Annotated in this window: 14 protein-coding genes; 5 read left to right on the forward strand and 9 right to left on the reverse strand. The window is 73.9% G+C overall.

Translation table 11 applies throughout. The features are described from left to right. Positions 1–25: 25 nt before the first annotated feature. Positions 26–322, forward strand: coding sequence for a barstar family protein (locus tag ACZ6J5_RS10790; RefSeq protein WP_393007925.1), 297 nt, complete (start codon positions 26–28; stop codon positions 320–322). 21 nt (positions 323–343) lie between these two features. On the opposite strand, the gene ACZ6J5_RS10795 is transcribed toward ACZ6J5_RS10790, so the two are convergent. Together ACZ6J5_RS10795 and ACZ6J5_RS10800 are read right to left on the reverse strand one after the other, a co-directional pair. Continuing rightward, a protein-coding gene (locus ACZ6J5_RS10795) for an IS5 family transposase (protein ID WP_469390514.1) occupies positions 344–1,173 on the reverse strand; the annotation gives its coding sequence in 2 pieces (ribosomal slippage) (positions 344–844 and positions 847–1,173; 828 coding nt in all). A gap of 104 nt (positions 1,174–1,277) precedes the next feature. After that, entirely contained in the window at positions 1,278–2,489 is a 1,212-nt protein-coding gene (locus tag ACZ6J5_RS10800) for an ROK family protein (protein WP_469389937.1), read from the reverse strand. Between the two features lie 100 nt (positions 2,490–2,589). Here ACZ6J5_RS10800 and ACZ6J5_RS10805 point away from each other — a divergent pair, with 100 nt between their 5' ends. Together ACZ6J5_RS10805 and ACZ6J5_RS10810 are read left to right on the forward strand one after the other, a co-directional pair. Then, the gene (locus ACZ6J5_RS10805) at positions 2,590–3,135 is read left to right on the forward strand and encodes a winged helix-turn-helix transcriptional regulator (RefSeq protein ID WP_469389939.1); all 546 of its coding nucleotides are present in this window, start codon (positions 2,590–2,592) and stop codon (positions 3,133–3,135) included. Between the two features lie 6 nt (positions 3,136–3,141). Continuing rightward, entirely contained in the window at positions 3,142–4,074 is a 933-nt protein-coding gene (locus ACZ6J5_RS10810; RefSeq protein ID WP_469389941.1) for a ketopantoate reductase family protein, read from the forward strand. A 160-nt stretch (positions 4,075–4,234) separates the two neighbouring features. Here ACZ6J5_RS10810 and ACZ6J5_RS10815 read toward each other — a convergent pair whose 3' ends face one another. The 6 genes from ACZ6J5_RS10815 to ACZ6J5_RS10840 all read right to left on the reverse strand — a co-directional run bounded on the left by ACZ6J5_RS10815 (position 4,235) and on the right by ACZ6J5_RS10840 (position 12,740). Further along, a complete protein-coding gene (locus tag ACZ6J5_RS10815; RefSeq protein ID WP_469389943.1) occupies positions 4,235–5,029 on the reverse strand; it encodes a maleylpyruvate isomerase family mycothiol-dependent enzyme in 795 nt (264 codons plus the stop codon). A gap of 96 nt (positions 5,030–5,125) precedes the next feature. Next, positions 5,126–8,158 carry an alpha-mannosidase gene (locus ACZ6J5_RS10820; protein WP_469389945.1) on the reverse strand — a complete coding sequence of 1,011 codons (3,033 nt, stop codon included), beginning with the start codon at positions 8,156–8,158 and terminating at the stop codon, positions 5,126–5,128. Between the two features lie 171 nt (positions 8,159–8,329). Beyond that, entirely contained in the window at positions 8,330–9,607 is a 1,278-nt protein-coding gene (locus tag ACZ6J5_RS10825; RefSeq protein WP_469389947.1) for a glycoside hydrolase 5 family protein, read from the reverse strand. Positions 9,608–9,708: 101 nt separating this feature from the next. After that, the gene (locus tag ACZ6J5_RS10830; RefSeq protein WP_469389949.1) at positions 9,709–10,548 is read right to left on the reverse strand and encodes a carbohydrate ABC transporter permease; all 840 of its coding nucleotides are present in this window, start codon (positions 10,546–10,548) and stop codon (positions 9,709–9,711) included. Positions 10,549–10,551: 3 nt separating this feature from the next. After that, complete coding sequence (locus ACZ6J5_RS10835; protein ID WP_469389950.1) at positions 10,552–11,436, reverse strand: carbohydrate ABC transporter permease; 885 nt, start codon at positions 11,434–11,436, stop codon at positions 10,552–10,554. A gap of 8 nt (positions 11,437–11,444) precedes the next feature. Beyond that, entirely contained in the window at positions 11,445–12,740 is a 1,296-nt protein-coding gene (locus tag ACZ6J5_RS10840) for an ABC transporter substrate-binding protein (RefSeq protein WP_469389952.1), read from the reverse strand. A 283-nt stretch (positions 12,741–13,023) separates the two neighbouring features. On the opposite strand from ACZ6J5_RS10840, the gene ACZ6J5_RS10845 reads away from it, so the two are divergent. Both ACZ6J5_RS10845 and ACZ6J5_RS10850 read left to right on the forward strand, forming a co-directional pair. Continuing rightward, the gene (locus ACZ6J5_RS10845; RefSeq protein ID WP_469389954.1) at positions 13,024–14,049 is read left to right on the forward strand and encodes a LacI family DNA-binding transcriptional regulator; all 1,026 of its coding nucleotides are present in this window, start codon (positions 13,024–13,026) and stop codon (positions 14,047–14,049) included. 122 nt (positions 14,050–14,171) lie between these two features. After that, the gene (locus ACZ6J5_RS10850) at positions 14,172–16,616 is read left to right on the forward strand and encodes an endo-beta-N-acetylglucosaminidase (protein ID WP_469389956.1); all 2,445 of its coding nucleotides are present in this window, start codon (positions 14,172–14,174) and stop codon (positions 16,614–16,616) included. A gap of 19 nt (positions 16,617–16,635) precedes the next feature. Here the strand turns inward: ACZ6J5_RS10850 and ACZ6J5_RS10855 are convergent, their stop codons facing one another. Then, positions 16,636–17,250, reverse strand: a complete 615-nt coding sequence (locus ACZ6J5_RS10855) for a LysE family translocator (protein WP_469389958.1) — start codon at positions 17,248–17,250, stop codon at positions 16,636–16,638. Between the last annotated feature and the right edge of the window lie 52 nt (positions 17,251–17,302).

The raw sequence follows: 17,302 nt of genomic DNA on the forward strand, positions 1-17,302 counted from the left end.
TGGTGGGGCTGGTTAGTCTGCTGCGATGACGGACAGCGAGCTGATCGTTGACCTGCGGGGTCGGCTGATCGAGACACTCAACGACTTCTGGGACGCGGTGAGCGAGCCGTGCGGACTGCCAGAGTGGTTCGGCCGGAACCTGGACGCGTGGTCGGACACGATTGAGACCCGGGGCATCTCCGAGGTAATCGACAGCCACGACGTCCTGATCGTGCATGTCGACCAGCGGGGCCTCTTCGACGGGCACCGGCAGGAGGCCGACGTCCTGGCCGGCATCTTTGACGGAGAACAAAACCAGCTCATTGTCCATGGGCGGGCCTGACGAATCCTTCGGACGTCTGGCTCAGCGCCGGCTCCAGATGAGGATGGCGGCAAGGTGGAGTGCGGCCTGGTAGGCGATAGCGAGCTTGTCCGTTCGCATGGCCAGGCCGCGCCACTGCTTGAGCCGGTTGATGCACCGCTCGACCGCGTTGCGCTGCTTGTATGCCGCGGCGTCGAAGGCCGGCGGTCGGCCGCCGGCACGGCCCCGCCGCAGACGGTGGCCGACCTGGTCGGACGGCTGGGGGATGACAGCGCGGATTCCGCGTCGGCGGAGGTGACTTCGGATCGCGCGGGATGAGTACGCACGGTCCGCCAGGACGGCATCGGGCCGGGTCCTCGGTCTCCCCGGTCCGCTTCGCGGAACGCGGATGGCGACCATGACGGTGTCGAAGGCTGGAGCATCACCCGCCTGCCCTGCGGTGACGCGGAGGGCCAGGGGCCGTGCACGGGCGTCGCTGGCAAGGTGGACCTTCGTGCTCAGGCCGCCGCGCGAGCGTCCGAGTGCGTGGTCGTCGGGTTCGGCCCGGCCTGGAGCCCCTTTTTTCTGGCGCCAGCGGAATGCTGGTGAGCCCGGCAGACGGTGGAGTCCACCGACACGGTCCAGCCGATGTCGTCAGCATCGTCGGCCGCTGCCAGGACCGCGGCGAGGATGCGTTCCCAGGTGCCGTCCACGGCCCACCTGATCAGCCGCTTGTGGGCCGTCTGGAACGAGCCGAGCTCGTCGGGCAGGTCCCGCCAGGGCGAGCAGGTGCGGTACTTCCACGCGATGGCCTCCAGGGTTCGGCGGTGATCGGCCCACCGCCGACCGCGGACCGGATCGGCCGGCATCAGCGGCTCGATCCGGTCCCACATCGCATCAGTGATCACTAACCGGACAGACACATCCGATCAACTGACCAGCCGATCAAAGAGACACGCTCTAGGGGGTGTCCCGGAGGCTCCCGCACCGGACCCGCTCACCCTCCGTACGTGAGCGGGTCCGCCAGGATGTCGCGGACCACGAGCGCCGCCGCGCCCCTGGCCGTGGTGGCGGTGCCGGAGGCCGGGCGCAGCCGGCCGGCGCCGGGCGGCCAGAGGCCGGAGACGACCCGGTCGGCGAGCTCGGCCGCGGCGGCGGGACCGAGCCAGGGCATCAGGCGCGGATAGATCCCGCCGAGCACCACGGCCTGCGGGTCCAGGAGGTTGACGGCCCCGGCGAGGGCGACGCCGAGCATCCGGCCCGCCTCGTCGAGGGCGGCGAGGGTGCGGGGTTCGGCGGCGGCGGCCCGCTCGGCGAGGGTGTCCAGGGAGCGGGCCCCGGCCGCGCTCAGCAGGGCGCTCTGGCCCGCGTACCGCTCCAGACAGCCGTGCGCGCCGCAGCGGCAGCGGGGCCCGTCGGGGGCGACGGTCAGATGGCCGAGCTCGCCCGCGTAGCCGTGCGCGCCGCGCAGCAGCCGGCCGTCCAGGACGATCGCGCCGCCGACCCCGATCTCGCCGGTGACGTGCAGGAAGCTGCGGATGCCGTCGAGCGCGCCGAACCACAGCTCGGCCAGCGCCGCGATGTTGGCCTCGTTGTCGGAGGCGACCGGCAGGGCGGGGGCGCCGGGCGGGCGGGCCGCGGCGAGCGCGGCGGCGAACAGGGCGTCGGCGTCGACCCGGTTCCAGCCGAGGTTGGGGGCCTGGCGGACGGTACCGCCGGAGACCAGGCCGGGCAGCGCGAGGCGGACGCCGGTGGGGCGCAGGTCCCGGGCCGCCGCCTCGGCCAGGACGGCGGCGGCGAGCGCGGCGGCCCGGCCGAGCACGTCGGCGGGGGCGTGGTCGCGGGCTTCCAGCGGTTCGGTGCGGCGGACCCGGTCGGTGCCGGCGAGGTCGGCGACGCAGACGCTCACGTAGTCGACGTTGATCTCGACGCCGAGTCCGGCGGGGCCGGTGGGGGCGGGCGTGAGGACGGTGCCGGGGCGGCCCGCCTGGCCGCTGAAGGTCTTGCCGGACTCCACGAGCAGCCCGCGTTCCAGGAGCTGTTCGGCCAGCGAGGAGACGGCGGCGCGGGTGAGGCCCACCCGGGCGGCGACGGCCGCGCGGGTCGTCTCCCCGGCCTCGTGCACGGTGCGCAGCACGAGGCTCAGGTTGTGCCGGCGCACGCCCGCCTTGTCGGCCTTGGGCTCCGGGGGCTGGTGGGGGCTGTTCATCGTGCGCCGAGCCTAGCCGGAGGGCGCGCGAACGGCCCCGTGCCGACGGAACGCCCGCAGAAGAGTTCGGTCACCGAACTCTTCGGGGTATGGTCCGTCCATGACACTTCCGCGCGACTACAGCGGCCAGACCTGTGCCCTCGCCCGTTCGATGGAGGTCGTCGGCGAGCGCTGGACGCTGCTGATCGTGCGGGACGCCTTCTACGGGGTGCGCCGCTTCGGCGAGTTCGCCGGGCACCTCTCGGTGCCGCGCGCGGTGCTCACCGACCGGCTGGCCACGCTCACGGCCTCGGGCGTCCTGGACCGGCGCCCGGACACCGGCCGCCGGGAGGTCTACACGCTGACCGCCAAGGGCGTGGCGCTGTGGCCCGCCGTGCGGGCGCTGACCTCCTGGGGCGACCTGTTCTATCCGGGCCCGGGCGGCGGCCCGCGCCGCGTCTTCCGGCACGTCGGGGACGAGGCGCCGGTCGGCGAGGACGGGCGCTGCGCCGGCTGCGGGGCGTCCGTCCCGGTCGCCGACCTGCTGGTCACACCAGGCCCCGGGCTCGCCGCCCCCGGCCCGGACGCCGACCCGGTGAGCCGGGCCCTCGCCCGGCCGCACCGGCTGCTCACCCCCCTGCTCCCCTCCACCGTGAAGAAAGGCTGAACAGCGATGAGGATCCTGGTCGTCGGCGCCGGCGCCACCGGCGGGTACTTCGGGGCCATGCTGGCCCGCTCCGGACAGGACGTCACCTTCCTGGTGCGGCCCGGCCGGGCCGCCGTCCTGCGCGAGCGGGGCCTGCGGGTGGTCGGCCGCGAGGAGGAGTGGCGGCTGGACCCGGTCCTGGTGACGGCCGCCGAACTGGCCGCCGCGCCCGTCCCGTACGACCTGGTACTGCTCTCGGTGAAGTCCACCGCGCTCGGCCCGGCGCTGGACGACCTGGCCCCGGCGGTCGGCCCGGACACCGCGATCGTGCCGCTGCTCAACGGGCTGGCCCACCTGGACGCGCTCAACGCCCGCTTCGGCGCCGGGCGGGTGCTCGGCGGCGTCGCCAAGGTGGTGACCACCCTGGACGACACCACCGGCGACATCCGGCGGCTGGCCCCGCTCGCCCACCTCTCGCTCGGCGAGCAGGACGGCACGGTCAGTCCGCGCGTGACACGCGCCCGGGAGGTCCTGACCTCGGCGGGCGTCACGGTGTCCGTGCCGCCGGACGTGCTGGCCGCGATGTGGCACAAGTGGGTGTTCATCAGCACCTTCGGCGCCGTCACCAGCCTGATGCGGGGCACGGTCGGCGACGTCAACGCCGTCCCGGGCGGCACGGAGCTGGGCACGGCGCTCCTGGACGAGATCTCCGCCGTGTCGGCCGCCGCCGGACACCCCGTACCGGAGGCGGAGCGGCGGGCGACCCTGGACGTGGTCACGGCGACCGGCTCGCCGATGGTGCCCTCGCTCTACCGGGACCTGGCCGCCGGGCGGCCCACCGAGGTCGAGCACGTCTTCGGCGACCTGGCGGCCCGGGCCCGCGCGCTGGAGGTGCCGACGCCGCTGCTCGACCTGGCGACCCTGCACCTGCGGGTCCACCAGGCGCGCGTCGCCGGCTGAGGCGGGGCGCCCCCAGGCCCCCGGCCCCAGGCCCCCGGCGCCACGGCGCCACGGCGCGACGAAAGGCGGCCCTGCGACCTCTCGACCCCTGCGCCCCCTCGGCCCTTCGACCTCTCGACCCCCGGGCCCCAAGGCGCCACGGCCGCACGGCGCTACGGCCCTACGGCGCCACGAACAGCCCCGGGAAGCGCGGCCCCAGCCAGGGCTTGCGGCCCCAGGCGAGGGCGCGGCCGGTGGCCATCACGGGGACCGGGTCGATCCGGCCGAGGGCCATCAGGAGGAAGGCGACCGGCTCGGTCAGCACCGTGCAGTCCGGCCGGTCCACCGGGCCGTGCGCGGTGGTGACCGCCCCGTCGGCGACGGTCACGCCGAACTGGGCGCCGCCCCACAGCCGCACCCGGTAGCGGGCGCTGAGCCCGGCGACCGCCACCGGGTCGGCCACCCGGGGCATCACGGCGATCATGAACGGCAGCGTCAGCCCGGCCCGTGCCCGGTCCACCATGTGCGGGCGGCCCAGCGCGCGGGCCAGGTCGTAGCCGTGCCCGAGCATGTGGGTGAGCAGATAGGCGCCGAGGCCCTGCGGGTCGAGCGGGCCCAGCGGGGTCTGTACGACCTCGTCCTGGTCCCGTTCCGCCACGGCGTCCAGGAACGCCTCCGCCTGGTCCGCGATCAGGTCCGCGAGGGGGCCCGCGCCCCGCTCGGGGAAGGCCGCCAGGGCCTCCTCGTTGGCGGCGGCGATACCCTCGGCGGTGCCGTCGGCGTACGGGCGGGCGTGACCGGCGGCGAGCTCGGCCATCAGCCGGTTGGCCTGGCCCAGGTGGGCCGCGGTCTCGCCCACGGTCCAGGTCAGCCTCGGCACCGGCAGCCCGGTGTCGGGGGCGGCGCGCAGCACGTCCGCGATGTCCCGCGCGGTGCCGCGTATCGCGTCCCCGAGCCCTTCCGGCAGTACGGCCATGTCTCGCCCACTCCTCGCGCCCCGACGGATCAGGGCGCAAGAGTAGGGCGTACCCCTGGCCGGTGACCAGGGGTAACGCCCGTGGGCGGCGGCGGTTCAGGCGCGGGCGAGGCGCAGGGTGAGCAACTGGAACGGGCGCAGCGCGAGCACGACGTCGTCGCCCTCGACCGTCACCGCCTCCTCCCGGGGCCGCTCCAGCAGGTCGCAGAGCCGCGCCCCGGCGAGGGCGAAGCCCGCGGACAGCCGGGTGCGGGCGCGCCCGCCGCCGGACTCGTAGAGCCGGACCACGACGTCGCCGCTCCCGTCGTCGGCCAGCTTCACGGCGCTGAGCACCACGGCCGGGTCGGCCACGGTGACCAGCGGCGCGGTCCCCTCGGCGCCGGACACCCGCCGCTCGGGCTGGTTGACCAGGTACCCCTCGCGCACGGCGTCGCCGATCGCGGCGCCCGGCACCAGCGCGTGCCGGAAGCGGTGGGCGCCCTGGTCGGTGCGCGGGTCGGGGAAGCGCGGGGCGCGCAGCAGGGAGGCCCGGACGGTGGTCGTGGTGCCCCCGTCGGCGGCGCGCACGGTCCGGGTGACGTCGTGGCCGTACGTGGAGGCGGTGACGAGGGCGACGCCCCAGCCGGGCTCCTCGAAGTGGACGAACTTGTGGTTGCACGCCTCGAACTTGGCCGCCTCCCAGCTGGTGTTGGCGTGGGTCGGCCGGTAGAGGTGCCCGAACTGGGTCTCGGCGGCGTAGCGGTCGGTGTGCAGGTCGAGGGGGAAGGCCGCCTTGAGGAACTTCTCCGTCTCGTGCCAGTCCACCTCGGTGTCGAGGTCGAGCCGCCCGGTCCCGGCGGCCAGCCGGATCGTCTGGACGGCCCGGGAGGAGCCGAAGGAGCGGGTGGCCCGGACGGAGACCTCGGCGGGCGTGTCGGCGGCCACGGTCAGCTCGTCGAGGCCGTCCAGGTCGGTGACGGTGTTGCGGTAGAAGCGGTCGACGTCCCAGGCGTCCCACATGTTGGGGAAGTCCGGGTGGAGCTGGAGCAGGTTGGCGGCGGCGCCGGGCGCGACCGTCTCGCGTCCGGTGGCGAGCTCCACGACGGAGACCAGCAGCCCCCGGGCGTCCACCTCGGCGCGCAGCAGCCCGTCGGCGAGGACGAAGCCGCCCCCGGGCCGGGCGGTGACCGTACAGGGGACGGGCGCTCCGGCCAGCGTGTCGGCGCGCCGGGCGCCGCCGGCCGGGACGCCCCCGCGCGGGTGCGGGGCGCTGTTGAAGACGACCTCGGCGTCACCGGATCCGGCCAGCGCCCGCTGCGCCCGGTCGACGAGCGCGGTCAGCTCCCCGGCGACCTCGGCATAGGTGCGCTCGGCCTCCCGGTGCACCCAGGCGATGGAGGAGCCGGGCAGGATGTCGTGGAACTGGTGCAGCAGCACCGTCTTCCAGATCCGGTCCAACTCCGCGTACGGATACGCCAGTCCGGCCCGCACGGCGGCGGTGGCGCACCACAGCTCGGCCTCCCGCAGCAGGTTCTCGGCGGCCCGGTTGCCCTGCTTGGTGCGCGCCTGGCTGGTGAGGGTGGCCCGGTGCAGCTCCAGGTAGAGCTCGCCCACCCACACCGGCGGGTCGGGGTACTCGGCCTGGGCCTGGGCGAAGAAGGCGGCGGGCGGCTCCCAGCGCACCCGGGCGGAGCCCTCCAGGTCGCGCAGCCGGGCCGCCTTGGCGATCATCTCGCGGGTGGTGCCGCCGCCCCCGTCACCCCAGCCGGTGGGGGCGATGGAGTGCCGGGCGCGCCCCTTGTCCTTGAAGTTGCGGACGGCGTGGGCGATCTCCTTGCCCTGCATCGAGCAGTTGTACGTGTCGATGGGCGGGAAGTGGGTGTAGATCCGGGTGCCGTCGACGCCCTCCCACCAGAAGGTGTGGTGCGGGAAGGAGTTGACCTGGCTCCAGGAGATCTTCTGGGTCAGCAGCCACTTCGAGCCGGCCTCCTTGATGATCTGCGGGAGCCCGCCGGCGAAGCCGAAGGTGTCGGGGAGCCAGGCCTCCTCGCTCTCGACGCCGAACTCGTCCAGGAAGAAGCGCTTGCCGTGCACGAACTGCCGGGCCATCGCCTCCGAGGACGGCATGTTGGTGTCGGACTCCACCCACATGCCGCCGGCCGGGACGAAGCGCCCCTCAGCGACGGCCTTCTTCACCCGGGCGTACACCTCGGGCCGGTGCTCCTTGATCCAGGCGTACTGCTGGGCCTGGGACATCGTGTAGACGAAGTCGGGTTCGTCCTCCAGGAGCGCGGTCATGTTGGCGGTGGTACGGGCGACCTTGCGGACGGTCTCGCGCAGCGGCCACAGCCACGCCGAGTCGATGTGCGCGTGGCCGACGGCGCTGATCCGGTGCGCGGAGGGCTCGGCGGGCGAGGCGAGGACACCCGCGAGCTCGGCGCGGGCGGCGGCGGCCGTGCCGCCCACGTCCTGGAGGTCGAGGGCGTCCAGGGCCCGCTCCACGGCACGCAGCACCTCCCAGCGGCGGGCCCCCTCGACGGGCAGCTCGGCCATCAGCTCGCCGAGCACCTCCAGGTCGGCGACGAGCTGCCAGACGGTCTCGTCGAAGACGGCGAGGTCCAGGCGCGCGAGCCGGTACTGCGGGGTGTCGCCCGCGGTGTCGCGGTCGCCGAGCTCGGTGGGCAGGAAGGGGTGGTAGTCGAGGATGACCGGGTTGGACGCGGCCTCGACGTGCAGCAGCACCTCCTCGCCGCCGCGCGCGGAGTCGGCGATCCGCACCCACTGGTTGCGCGGGTTGAGCCCCTTCACCGGGCTGCCGTCGGGGCGGTAGACCAGGCCCTCACACTGGAAGCCGGGCATGTTGGCGTCGAAGCCGAGGTCGATCAGCGCCTCGACGGTCCGCCCGGCCCACTCGGCGGGGACCGTGCCGGAGACGGTGAGCCAGCTGGTACCCCAGGGCGCGCCCCAGGCGTCCCCGGCGGCGACGGGGGTACGGGGCGCGGCGAGCCCCTCGGCGACGGGCACGGGTTCGCCGGGGGCGGTCCAGATCCCGGCGGTGAGGGGCACGGAGACGGGGTACACGGCGGGGCGGACGCGTTCGTCGAGGACCCGCTTGAGGCGGTTCTCGACGAGGGTGCGGTCGTCATGCATGAGCGGGACTCTCCGGATCGCGTGAGGGACGGAGGGGGCGGAGGGCGTGGAGGGAGCTGAGGGAGCTCAAGGAGCTGAGGGAGCTGAGGGAGGTGAAGGAGCTGAAGGAGCTGAAGGAGCCGAGGGAACGTAAGGGGCGGAGGAGCACGGCCGGTACGGGCTCGGCTCGGCTCAGCGCCGCGCCCGTCCGGAGCCGGGCCCGTCGGGAGTGACGAGCTCCGTGATGCCCCGGGCCGCGAGGTACGCCGGGTCGGCGGCCCGTTCGGCGAGGACCACGGCCGGGCGGACGCCGTCCGCCGCCAGCCGCATGAAGGCCTCGAAGTACGCGCCGCCGGGCGCGCACCCGGAGCGCTTCGGGGCGTCGGCGGGCAGGTCCAGGACGAGTGCGGTGGTGCGGGGCGCCGGGGCCGGGGCGGTGGCACGCGCCTCGGCGACGGCGTCGGCGAGCGCGCGGCCGGCCGGCTTGACCCGGCGGTCGTTGGTCAACAGGCCGAGGCCGTATTCCAGTTCCGGGAAGTCGGCGAGCGCGCGGTCGACGTCGTGGGAGCACCACCACGTGATACCCCACAGGTCGGGGCAGTCGAGCGCGGCGGCGACGGTCGTCCGGGTGAATCCGGCCGCGCGGTCGGGGGCGATGTGCGGGGCGGGGGCGCCGACCTCCTGGAGCCAGACGGGGCGGCGGGGGTCGGTGGCCCAGGCCTTGGAGAGTTCGACCAGGTAGGCGGCGTGCTGGGCGACGGCGGTGGAGTCGGGGCCGTAGCGCTGGGCGGTGCCGTTGAAGACCCAGGAGTGGACGGCGGTGACGGCGCCGAGCCTCGCCGCCTGGGCCGGGGTGAAGGGGTGGTCGTCCTGGTACCAGGCGGCGTCGTAGGCGGCGTGCAGGTGGAGCCGGCCGGGGGCGCCCGCCTCGCAGGCGGCGAGCATCTCGGCCAGCCACTCCCGGGCCTGGGCGGGGGTGACCCGGTCGGGGTCGGGGTGGGGGTCGCCGGAGAACTGGTTGATCTCGTTGCCGAGGGTCATGCCGAGGAAGTTCGGCCGCTCGGCGAGGGAGGCGGCGAGGGTGCGCAGGTAGACGGCCTGCCCGTCGGTGACCTCGGGGTCGGTGAAGAGGTTGCGGCGGTGCCAGGTCCGGGTCCAGGCGGGCAGGAAGTCGAAGCTGGAGAGGTGGCCCTGGAGGCCGTCGACGGCGACGTCGAGGCCGCGTTCCCCGGCCGCGTCGACGAGCAGGCCGAGCTGTTCGACGGCGCGGGGGCGGATCAGGGTGCGGTTGGGCTGGAAGAGCGGCCAGAGCGGGAAGACCCGGACGTGGTCGAGGCCGAGGGCGGCGACGGAGTCGAGGTCGGCGCGTACGGCGTCGAGGTCGAAGTCGAGCCAGTGGTGGAACCAGCCCTGGCTGGGCGTGTAGTTGACGCCGAAGCGCGGACCGGTGGACTGCTGACGCTGAGTCATGCGGGCTGCGGTTCCTTCGCGAGGGAGGGGCTGCTGACGGGTCGGGGGGGCGGGTCCTGCGGGTCCTGCGGGTACCGTCGCGGGCGGGCCGCGCGGGCGGGTCATCCCTTGATCGCGCCCTCCTCGACCCCCTTGAAGAAGAAGCGCTGGAGGGCCGCGAAGACGGCGACGACCGGCAGGAAGGCGATCATGGTCCCGGCGGCGATCTGCCGAGGGTTGGCGGAGAAGGTGCCGTCGAGGTACTGGAGTCCCACGGTGAGGGTGTAGCGGGCGGGGTCGTTGAGGACGATCAGCGGCCACAGGAAGTCGTCCCAGGCACCGATGAAGGTGAAGATCACGACGACGCTCAGCATCCCCCGCACGCTGGGCAGCGCGATGTGCCACAGCCGCTGCCGGACGTTGGCGCCGTCGACGAGGGCCGCCGCGTCGAGTTCGGCCGGCACCGCCCGGAAGGCGGTGTACATGAGCAGCACGTTGAGCATGGCGATCGCGCCGGGCAGGGCGACCCCGAGGAGGGTGTCGGTGAGGCCGAGGCTGCGCACGGTCACGTACTGGGAGACGATCGTGACCTCGCCGGGCAGCACCAGGGTGGCGACGAACAGGCCGAGCGCGAGCCGGGCGCCGCGGAAGCGGAGCCGGGCCAGGGCGTACCCGGCGAGGGTGGCGCCGACGACGTTGCCGACGACGGCGATGGCGGCCACGGTCAGCGAGTTCGCCGCGTAGGTCCAGACGGGGACGGTGTCGGCGACCTTGGCGTAGTTGGCGAGGGTGGGGTGCTCGGGCAGGAAGTCGGGGGTGCGTGCGAAGACGTCCTCTCCGGGGCCCTTGAGCGAGGTGGAGAGCTGCCAGAGGAAGGGGCCGACGGTGAGCGCCAGGACGAGCAGGAGCAGCAGGTAGCGGACCGCCCGGTCGGCGGCGGAGGGCGTGCGGCTCAGGGACATCGGTCAGTCCGCCTTCCGGTGCAGCCGGGCCAGGAACAGCATCGGGCCGACGGTGAGGACGAAGAGCAGCACGCTGAGGGCGGAGGCGTAGCCGATGTGCCCGGTGAAGCCGCGGCTGTACATCTGGATGAGCATGACGACGGACATGTCGCGCCCGCCGGGTCCGCCGGTGCCGTTGGAGAGCACGTACAGCTCGGAGAAGATCCGCAGCGCGGAGACCGAGACGAGGACGGAGATCAGCAGCATCGCGGGGCGTACGCCGGGCAGGGTGACGTGCCAGAACCTGCGGACGGCGCCCGCCCCGTCGGCGGCGGCGGCCTCGTGGAGCTCGCGGCCGACGTTCCCGAGGGCGGACAGGTAGATGACCATGTAGTAGCCGAGCCCCTTCCACACCGTGAGGGCGATGGCGCTGAACAGCAGCAGCCAGCGGTCGGTGAGGAAGGGGACCGGGCGGTCGGCGAGGCCGAGCTGGTGCAGCAGGCCGTTGAGCAGGCCGCGCTCGTCGAGCATCCAGCCCCAGACCAGGCCGACGACGACGGCGGAGGCGACGACCGGGGTGTAGAAGGCGGTGCGGAAGAAGGTGATGCCGGGCAGCTTCCGTTCCACCAGGAGGGCGAGCAGCAGCGGCAGCACGGTGAGCAGGGGCAGGCAGACCAGGAGGTAGATGACGCTGTTGAGGAGGGCGTCCGTCAACTGGGCGTCGTCGAGGGCCCGCCGGTAGTTCTCCAGCCCCGTGAAGCGTCCGCCGCCGAGCGGGCGGGCGCTGGTGAAGGAGAGGATAACGGTGTTGACGGCGGGCCACACGTTGAAGACGGCCAGCCAGACCAGCGCGGGCGCGGCGAGCAGCCAGGGCGTGATCCGGCGCCGGTGCGTCAGCGTCATCGGCATCGCGGCGCTCAGTCCTTGATCAGGCGGTTGGCGCGGGCGACCGCCGTGTCCAGGGCCTCCTTGGAGCTCGCCTGGCCGCTGACGGCGAGGGCGATCTGCTGGTTGACGACGGTCTTCACGGCGTCGTTGGCCTGGACGGGTTCGAGGACGCGGGCGGAGGCCAGCGAGCGGAAGCCGGTCACCTTGGCGTCGGAGGCGTTGGTGCCGTCGCTCCGGCTGAAGAAGGGGTCGGCGGCGGAGGCGGTGGTGGAGGGGAAGATGCTGGTCTCGCGGGCGAAGGCGGCCTGGTTGGCGGCGCTGGTCACCCAGCGGGCCAGGGCGACGGCGGCGGGCTGGTTCTTGCTCGTGCGGGGGATGGAGAGGCCCTGGACGTAGAGCGGCGGGGTGCCCATGGCCGGCGAGGAGACCACCTTGGGGGCGAGCGTCGGGTTGTCGACGGCGAGGCTGGTGATGTAGTTGGCGCCGGCCGTGGTCCAGGCGGCGGTGCCGGAGGAGAACAGCTTGGTGTTGCCCGCGTAGGTCTCCGTCAGGACGTCCTTGGGCAGCAGCCCCTCCTTGTACGCGGCGCGGTAGGTGTCGAGGACGGCGGCGGCCTCGGGGGTGTTGAAGGTGAAGGTGCGCCCGTCCGCCGACATCAGCGGGACCCCGGCGTTGGCGAGGTCGATCAGGTTGGGCTTGCGGCTCATCAGGTAGACCTGGCCGCCGGACTTCGCCTTGACGGTACGGGCCGCCGCCACGAGCTGGTCGAGGGAGGCGGGCGGCTTCTTCGGGTCGAGGCCGTATCTGGTGAGCAGTTCGGCGTTCCAGTAGTTGACGTCGGTGTTGAGGTACCAGGGGTAGCCGAAGGTGCCCCGGTGGCCGGGGAAGCGGTACGCGTCGAGGCCGCCCTTGACGTAGTCGGCGGTGGCGGAGGCGTCGGCACCGGTGACGTCGAGCAGCAGCTTCTGCTTGACGAGCGGGAGGGCGAAGTCGGGGGGCAGGTTGACGACGTCGGGGAGGGTGCCGCCGGCGGACTGGCTGAGGACCTTCTCGGCGTAGCCCTCGCCGGGCTGGTCGAGCCAGTCGACCCGGACGCCGGGGTACTTCTTCTCGAAGCCGGCGATGACGCCTTCCATGTACGCGGTGAACTTCGGCTTCAGGGCCCAGGTCTGGAGCGAGACCGTGCCCTTGACCGCGCCGCCGGAGGCGGCCGGGGCGGGGGCGCCGGAGTCCTCGGCGCCCCCGAGTCCGCAGCCGGCGAGCGTCACCGCCGCCACCGCGACCGCCGTCCACCGCGCCCAGCGGCTCCTTCGTATGACTCGCACGAGGTGTCTCCTTGCTGATCGGTTGCTGATCGGTGGTGCAGGGAGTTCCGGAGGTGCACGTACTGAACTGGTCCTACCGAGCCGGTCCTACTGAATCGGCCCTGCTGAACCGGCTCTACCGAACCGGTGGTACTAAACCGCTCTAGTGATGCGGGACTATGGTCGCGGCTACACTCCGGTGTCAAGGGAACCCACGGGATCCGGCCGTCCGCGCGAGCGGGCCGGGCGGGGTGCCGGGGCGGGGTGACGACACCTGGTGACGGGGCGTCAGAGGGGGCGTGAGGTGGCCAGACCGACCATCGCCGACATCGCCAGGGAGGCGGGCGTCTCCAAGGGCGCGGTCTCCTTCGCGCTCAACGGGCGCCCGGGGGTGAGCGAGACGACCCGGGAGCGGATCCTGCGGGTCGCCGAGCGGATGAACTGGCGCCCGCACAGCGCCGCCCGGGCCCTCGGCGGCGCCCGCGCGGGCGCCGTCGGCCTGGTGCTCGCCCGGCCCGCGCGCACGATCGGCCTCGAACCCTTCTTCGGCGAGCTGCTCTCGGGGCTCCAGGCCGGGCTCTCCGGCCGGGGCACCGCCCTCCAGCTCCTCGTGGTCGAGGACACGGCCGCCGAGATCGAGGTCTACCGCCGCTGGACCTCCGAGCACCGGGTGGACGGCTTCGTCCTGGTGGACCTCCAGGTCCGCGACCCCCGCATCCCGGTCCTGGAGGAGCTGGCCGTGCCGACCGTGGTGCTCGGCGGGCCCGGCCGGCACGGGCGGCTGCCCGCCGTCTGGGCCGACGACCGGGAGGCGATGACCTCGATCGTCGAGTATCTGGCGGCCCTCGGCCACCGGCGGATCGCCCACCTCGCCGGGCTGCCCTCCTTCCAGCACACCCGGCGCCGGATCCGGGCCGTACGGGACGCGGCGCGCCGGCTCGGCCTCGCCGACGCGGTCTCCGTGCCGACCGACTTCAGCGACGCGGAGGGCGCGGCGGCCACCCGCGCGCTGCTCGCCCGGCCGGGGCGGCAGCGGCCGACCGCGATCGTCTACGACAGCGACGTGATGGCCGTCGCGGGCCTCGGCGTCGCCACCGAGATGGGCGTCGCCGTGCCCGGCGGGCTGTCCGTCGTCTCCTTCGACGACTCGGCCCTCACCCGGATCGTGCACCCGTCGCTGACCGCGCTCTCCCGGGACACCTTCGCGCTCGGCGAGCAGGTCGCGACGGCGCTGCTCACCCAGATCGACGACCCGTCCTCGGCCGGGGACATCAGGAATCCGACGCCCCGGCTCACGGTCCGCGAGAGCACGGCGCCGCCCGCCGGATGACCGGGAACGCCCTCTTGACCCCCCGCGCTAAAGCCGTTTAGCCTCCGCACCGGACCACCCCCCGCACCATCGCGCCACCGGCACCACCAGCCCCCTACCCCTCACGCTGGACCGGAGCACCGATGAGACGACCCCTGCAACTCCTCCTGGGCGCGGCCCTGTCGCTGGCCGCGCTCGGCCTCTCCCCCACGCCGGGCGCCGCCGCGCCCCAGCCGCCCCAGCGGTCCGCCGACAACGTTGTCGCGGCCGCCGCGGGCAACCAGCCCTACGCCTCGTACTGGTACCCGAACTCGATCCTGGACTGGGACCCGGCCACCGACCCGGACGCGCGCTTCAACCGCTCCCGGGTCCCGCTCCGGCCGCGCGTCTCCGACCCGGCGCTCAAGGCGAACACCAACGCCCGCGCGGGCGAGGGGAAGATCGCGTCCCTGGTCTCCTTCGCGCCCACCTCGAACAACCCCTCCCAGGGCTCGGCCGACGCGAACTACTACGCCTTCGGGCACTGGCAGTACATCGACACCCTGGTGTTCTGGGGCGGTTCGGCCGGCGAGGGCCTGATCCTCGCGCCGAACCCGACCGTCATCGACGCGGCCCACCGCAACGGCGTCAAGGTCTACGGCACGGTCTTCTTCCCGCCCGGCGCCTACGGCGGACAGCTCCAGTGGGTGAAGGACTTCACGCGCAAGTCCGGCAGCCGCTACCCGGTCGCGGACAAGCTGGCCCAGGTCGCGCAGTACTACGGCTTCGACGGCTGGTTCGTGAACCAGGAGACGGCGGGCGGCGACTCGGCGCTGGCGACCGAGGTCCGCAACACCATGCGCTACGCCCGCACGCTCGGCCCGGTCGAGTTCATGTGGTACGACGCGATGACCGAGTCCGGCTCGGTCAGCTGGCAGAACGCGCTGACCTCCGCGAACGACGCCTTCCTCCAGGAGGGCGCGCAGCGCACGAGCGACTCGGTGTTCCTCAACTTCAACTGGGGATCCGGCGGCCTGAACTCCTCCCGCTCGCTGGCCCGGAGCCTGGGGCGCGGCGAGTACGAGCTGTACAGCGGCGTGGACACCGAGTCCAACGGCTACGACACGGGCGTCGACTGGGACGCCCTGTTCCCCGCCGGGCAGCCGCACACCACCTCGCTCGGCCTCTACCGCCCCGAGTGGACCTGGAAGTCGGCGTCCGGGCGTGCCGACGCGGTCGCCCGGGAAGCGCGCTTCTGGGACGGCGCCAACGGCGACCCGTCGAACACCACGACCAGCTCGTCGTGGAAGGGACTCGCGCAGTACGTCGCCGAGTCCTCGCCCGTCACGTCCAAGCCCTTCGTCACCCATTTCGACGCCGGACAGGGCGACTTCTACGCCTCCGGCGGGACCCGGGTGTCGGCGGCGCCCTGGAACAACCTCTCCCTCCAGGACGTGCCGCCGACCTACCGCTGGCTGGTGAGCTCCACGGGCACGAAGCTGAAGCCGTCCGTCGACTTCGGCGACGCCTACGAGGGCGGCTCGTCCCTGCGGCTGACGGGCGCGCTGGACGCCGTGAACACCGTGCGCCTGTACCAGACACGGCTGCCGGTGGCCGCCGACAGCAAGCTGTCGGTCGTCGTGAAGACCCCGGCGGCCGGCCCCACACGGCTGAAGGCGGCGGTCTCCTTCACCGACGCCCCGAACTCCTTCACCACGCTGGACCTCGGCTCCACGACGGGCACCGGCTGGGAGCGCAAGGTGCTCGACCTCTCCCCGTACGCGGGCCGGACGGTCGCGCAGCTCGGCCTCCAGACCACCGGGACGGCCGCCTCGTACGACATCAGGGTGGGGCAGCTCGCCCTGTACGACGGCGCCGTCGACGCCCCGGCCGCCCCGACGGCGGCCACGGTGCTCGGCACGACGGAGGCGGGCGCGAGCATGTCGCTGCGGCTCGGCTGGACCGCCTCGGCCGCCGGCGACGTGCGCCACTACGAGGTGTACCGGCGCAACGCCGACGGCAGCCGCACCTTCCTCGGCGCGACGCCCAACGACGGCTACTTCGTGCCGAGGCTGGACCGGGCGGGCACCGAGACCTCGACGACCCTGGACGTCGAGGCGGTCTCCGCCGAGTTCGGCCGCTCCCCCGCCGCGAGCACCACGGTCGCCTGGTCCGGGACCTCCGAGACCAATCTGGCCCTGAACCGCCCGGCGACCGCCTCCGGCCAGTGCACCGCCTCGGAGACCCCCGCGAAGGCGGTGAACGGCAGCGTCTCGGGCGGCACCTCCGACAAGTGGTGCACGACCACCTCCGCCAAGTGGCTGGAGGTGGACCTGGGTTCCGCCCGGACGCTGACCCGCTTCGTGGTGAAGCACGCGGCGGCGGGCGGCGAGAGCGCGAGCTGGAACACCCGGGACTTCCGGATCGAGGTCCGCGACAGCACCACGGCCGCCTGGACGACCGCCGCCACCGTCACCGGCAACACGGCGGCGACCACGACCCACCCGGTCGCGGTGACCGCGCGCTACGCCCGCCTGGTGGTCACCACACCGGCCCAGACGACCGACCCGGCGGCCAGGATCTACGAGTTCGAGGCCTGGGGGTCGTAGGCCGCCGCCGCGCCGTGTTCTAGGAGGCGGCCGTCGCGACCTTCACGCCGAAGGCGATCAGCACGACACCGGTGGCCCGCTCCATCGCCCCGCGCACGGCGGGCCGGGCGAAGAAGGAGCGGGCCCCGGCGAGCAGCAGCACATAGCCGGAGAGCCACAGCAGCGTGAGCACCACGTGGACCAGCACCAGGAGGGCCATCCCGGCGTGCGGGGAGAGCCCGGACGGCGCCAGGGTCGGCAGCAGCCCGGTGTAGAAGACCGCGATCTTCGGGTTGAGCACGTTGCCGACCAGGCCGGTCCGCCAGGGGTGCCCGGCGGGCGGCGGCTCGGCGGGGGCCGCCGCCCCGCCGCGCCGGCTCCGCCACAGCGCCTGCGCGCCGAGGAACACCAGGTAGCCGGCGCCGGCCAGCTTGACCACGGTGTACGCGACGGCCGACGCGGCCAGCACGGCGGCGAGCCCGGCCACCGCGAGCACGCCCCAGACCAGCAGCCCGGTGGCGATCCCGCCGACGGTCAGCAGTCCGTCGCGCCGCCCGGCGGCGACGGCCCGGCGGGTCACGATCGCCATGTCCGGGCCGGGGACCATGGTCAGCAGGGCCAGCACACCGGCCGCGGCGGCGAGTTCGATCGTCATGCGCCGATTCTCGGGGACCGGGGAGGCCCGTGACCAGCCCCGACGAGCACCA

Source organism: Streptomyces sp. NPDC042100, assembly GCF_055582325.1.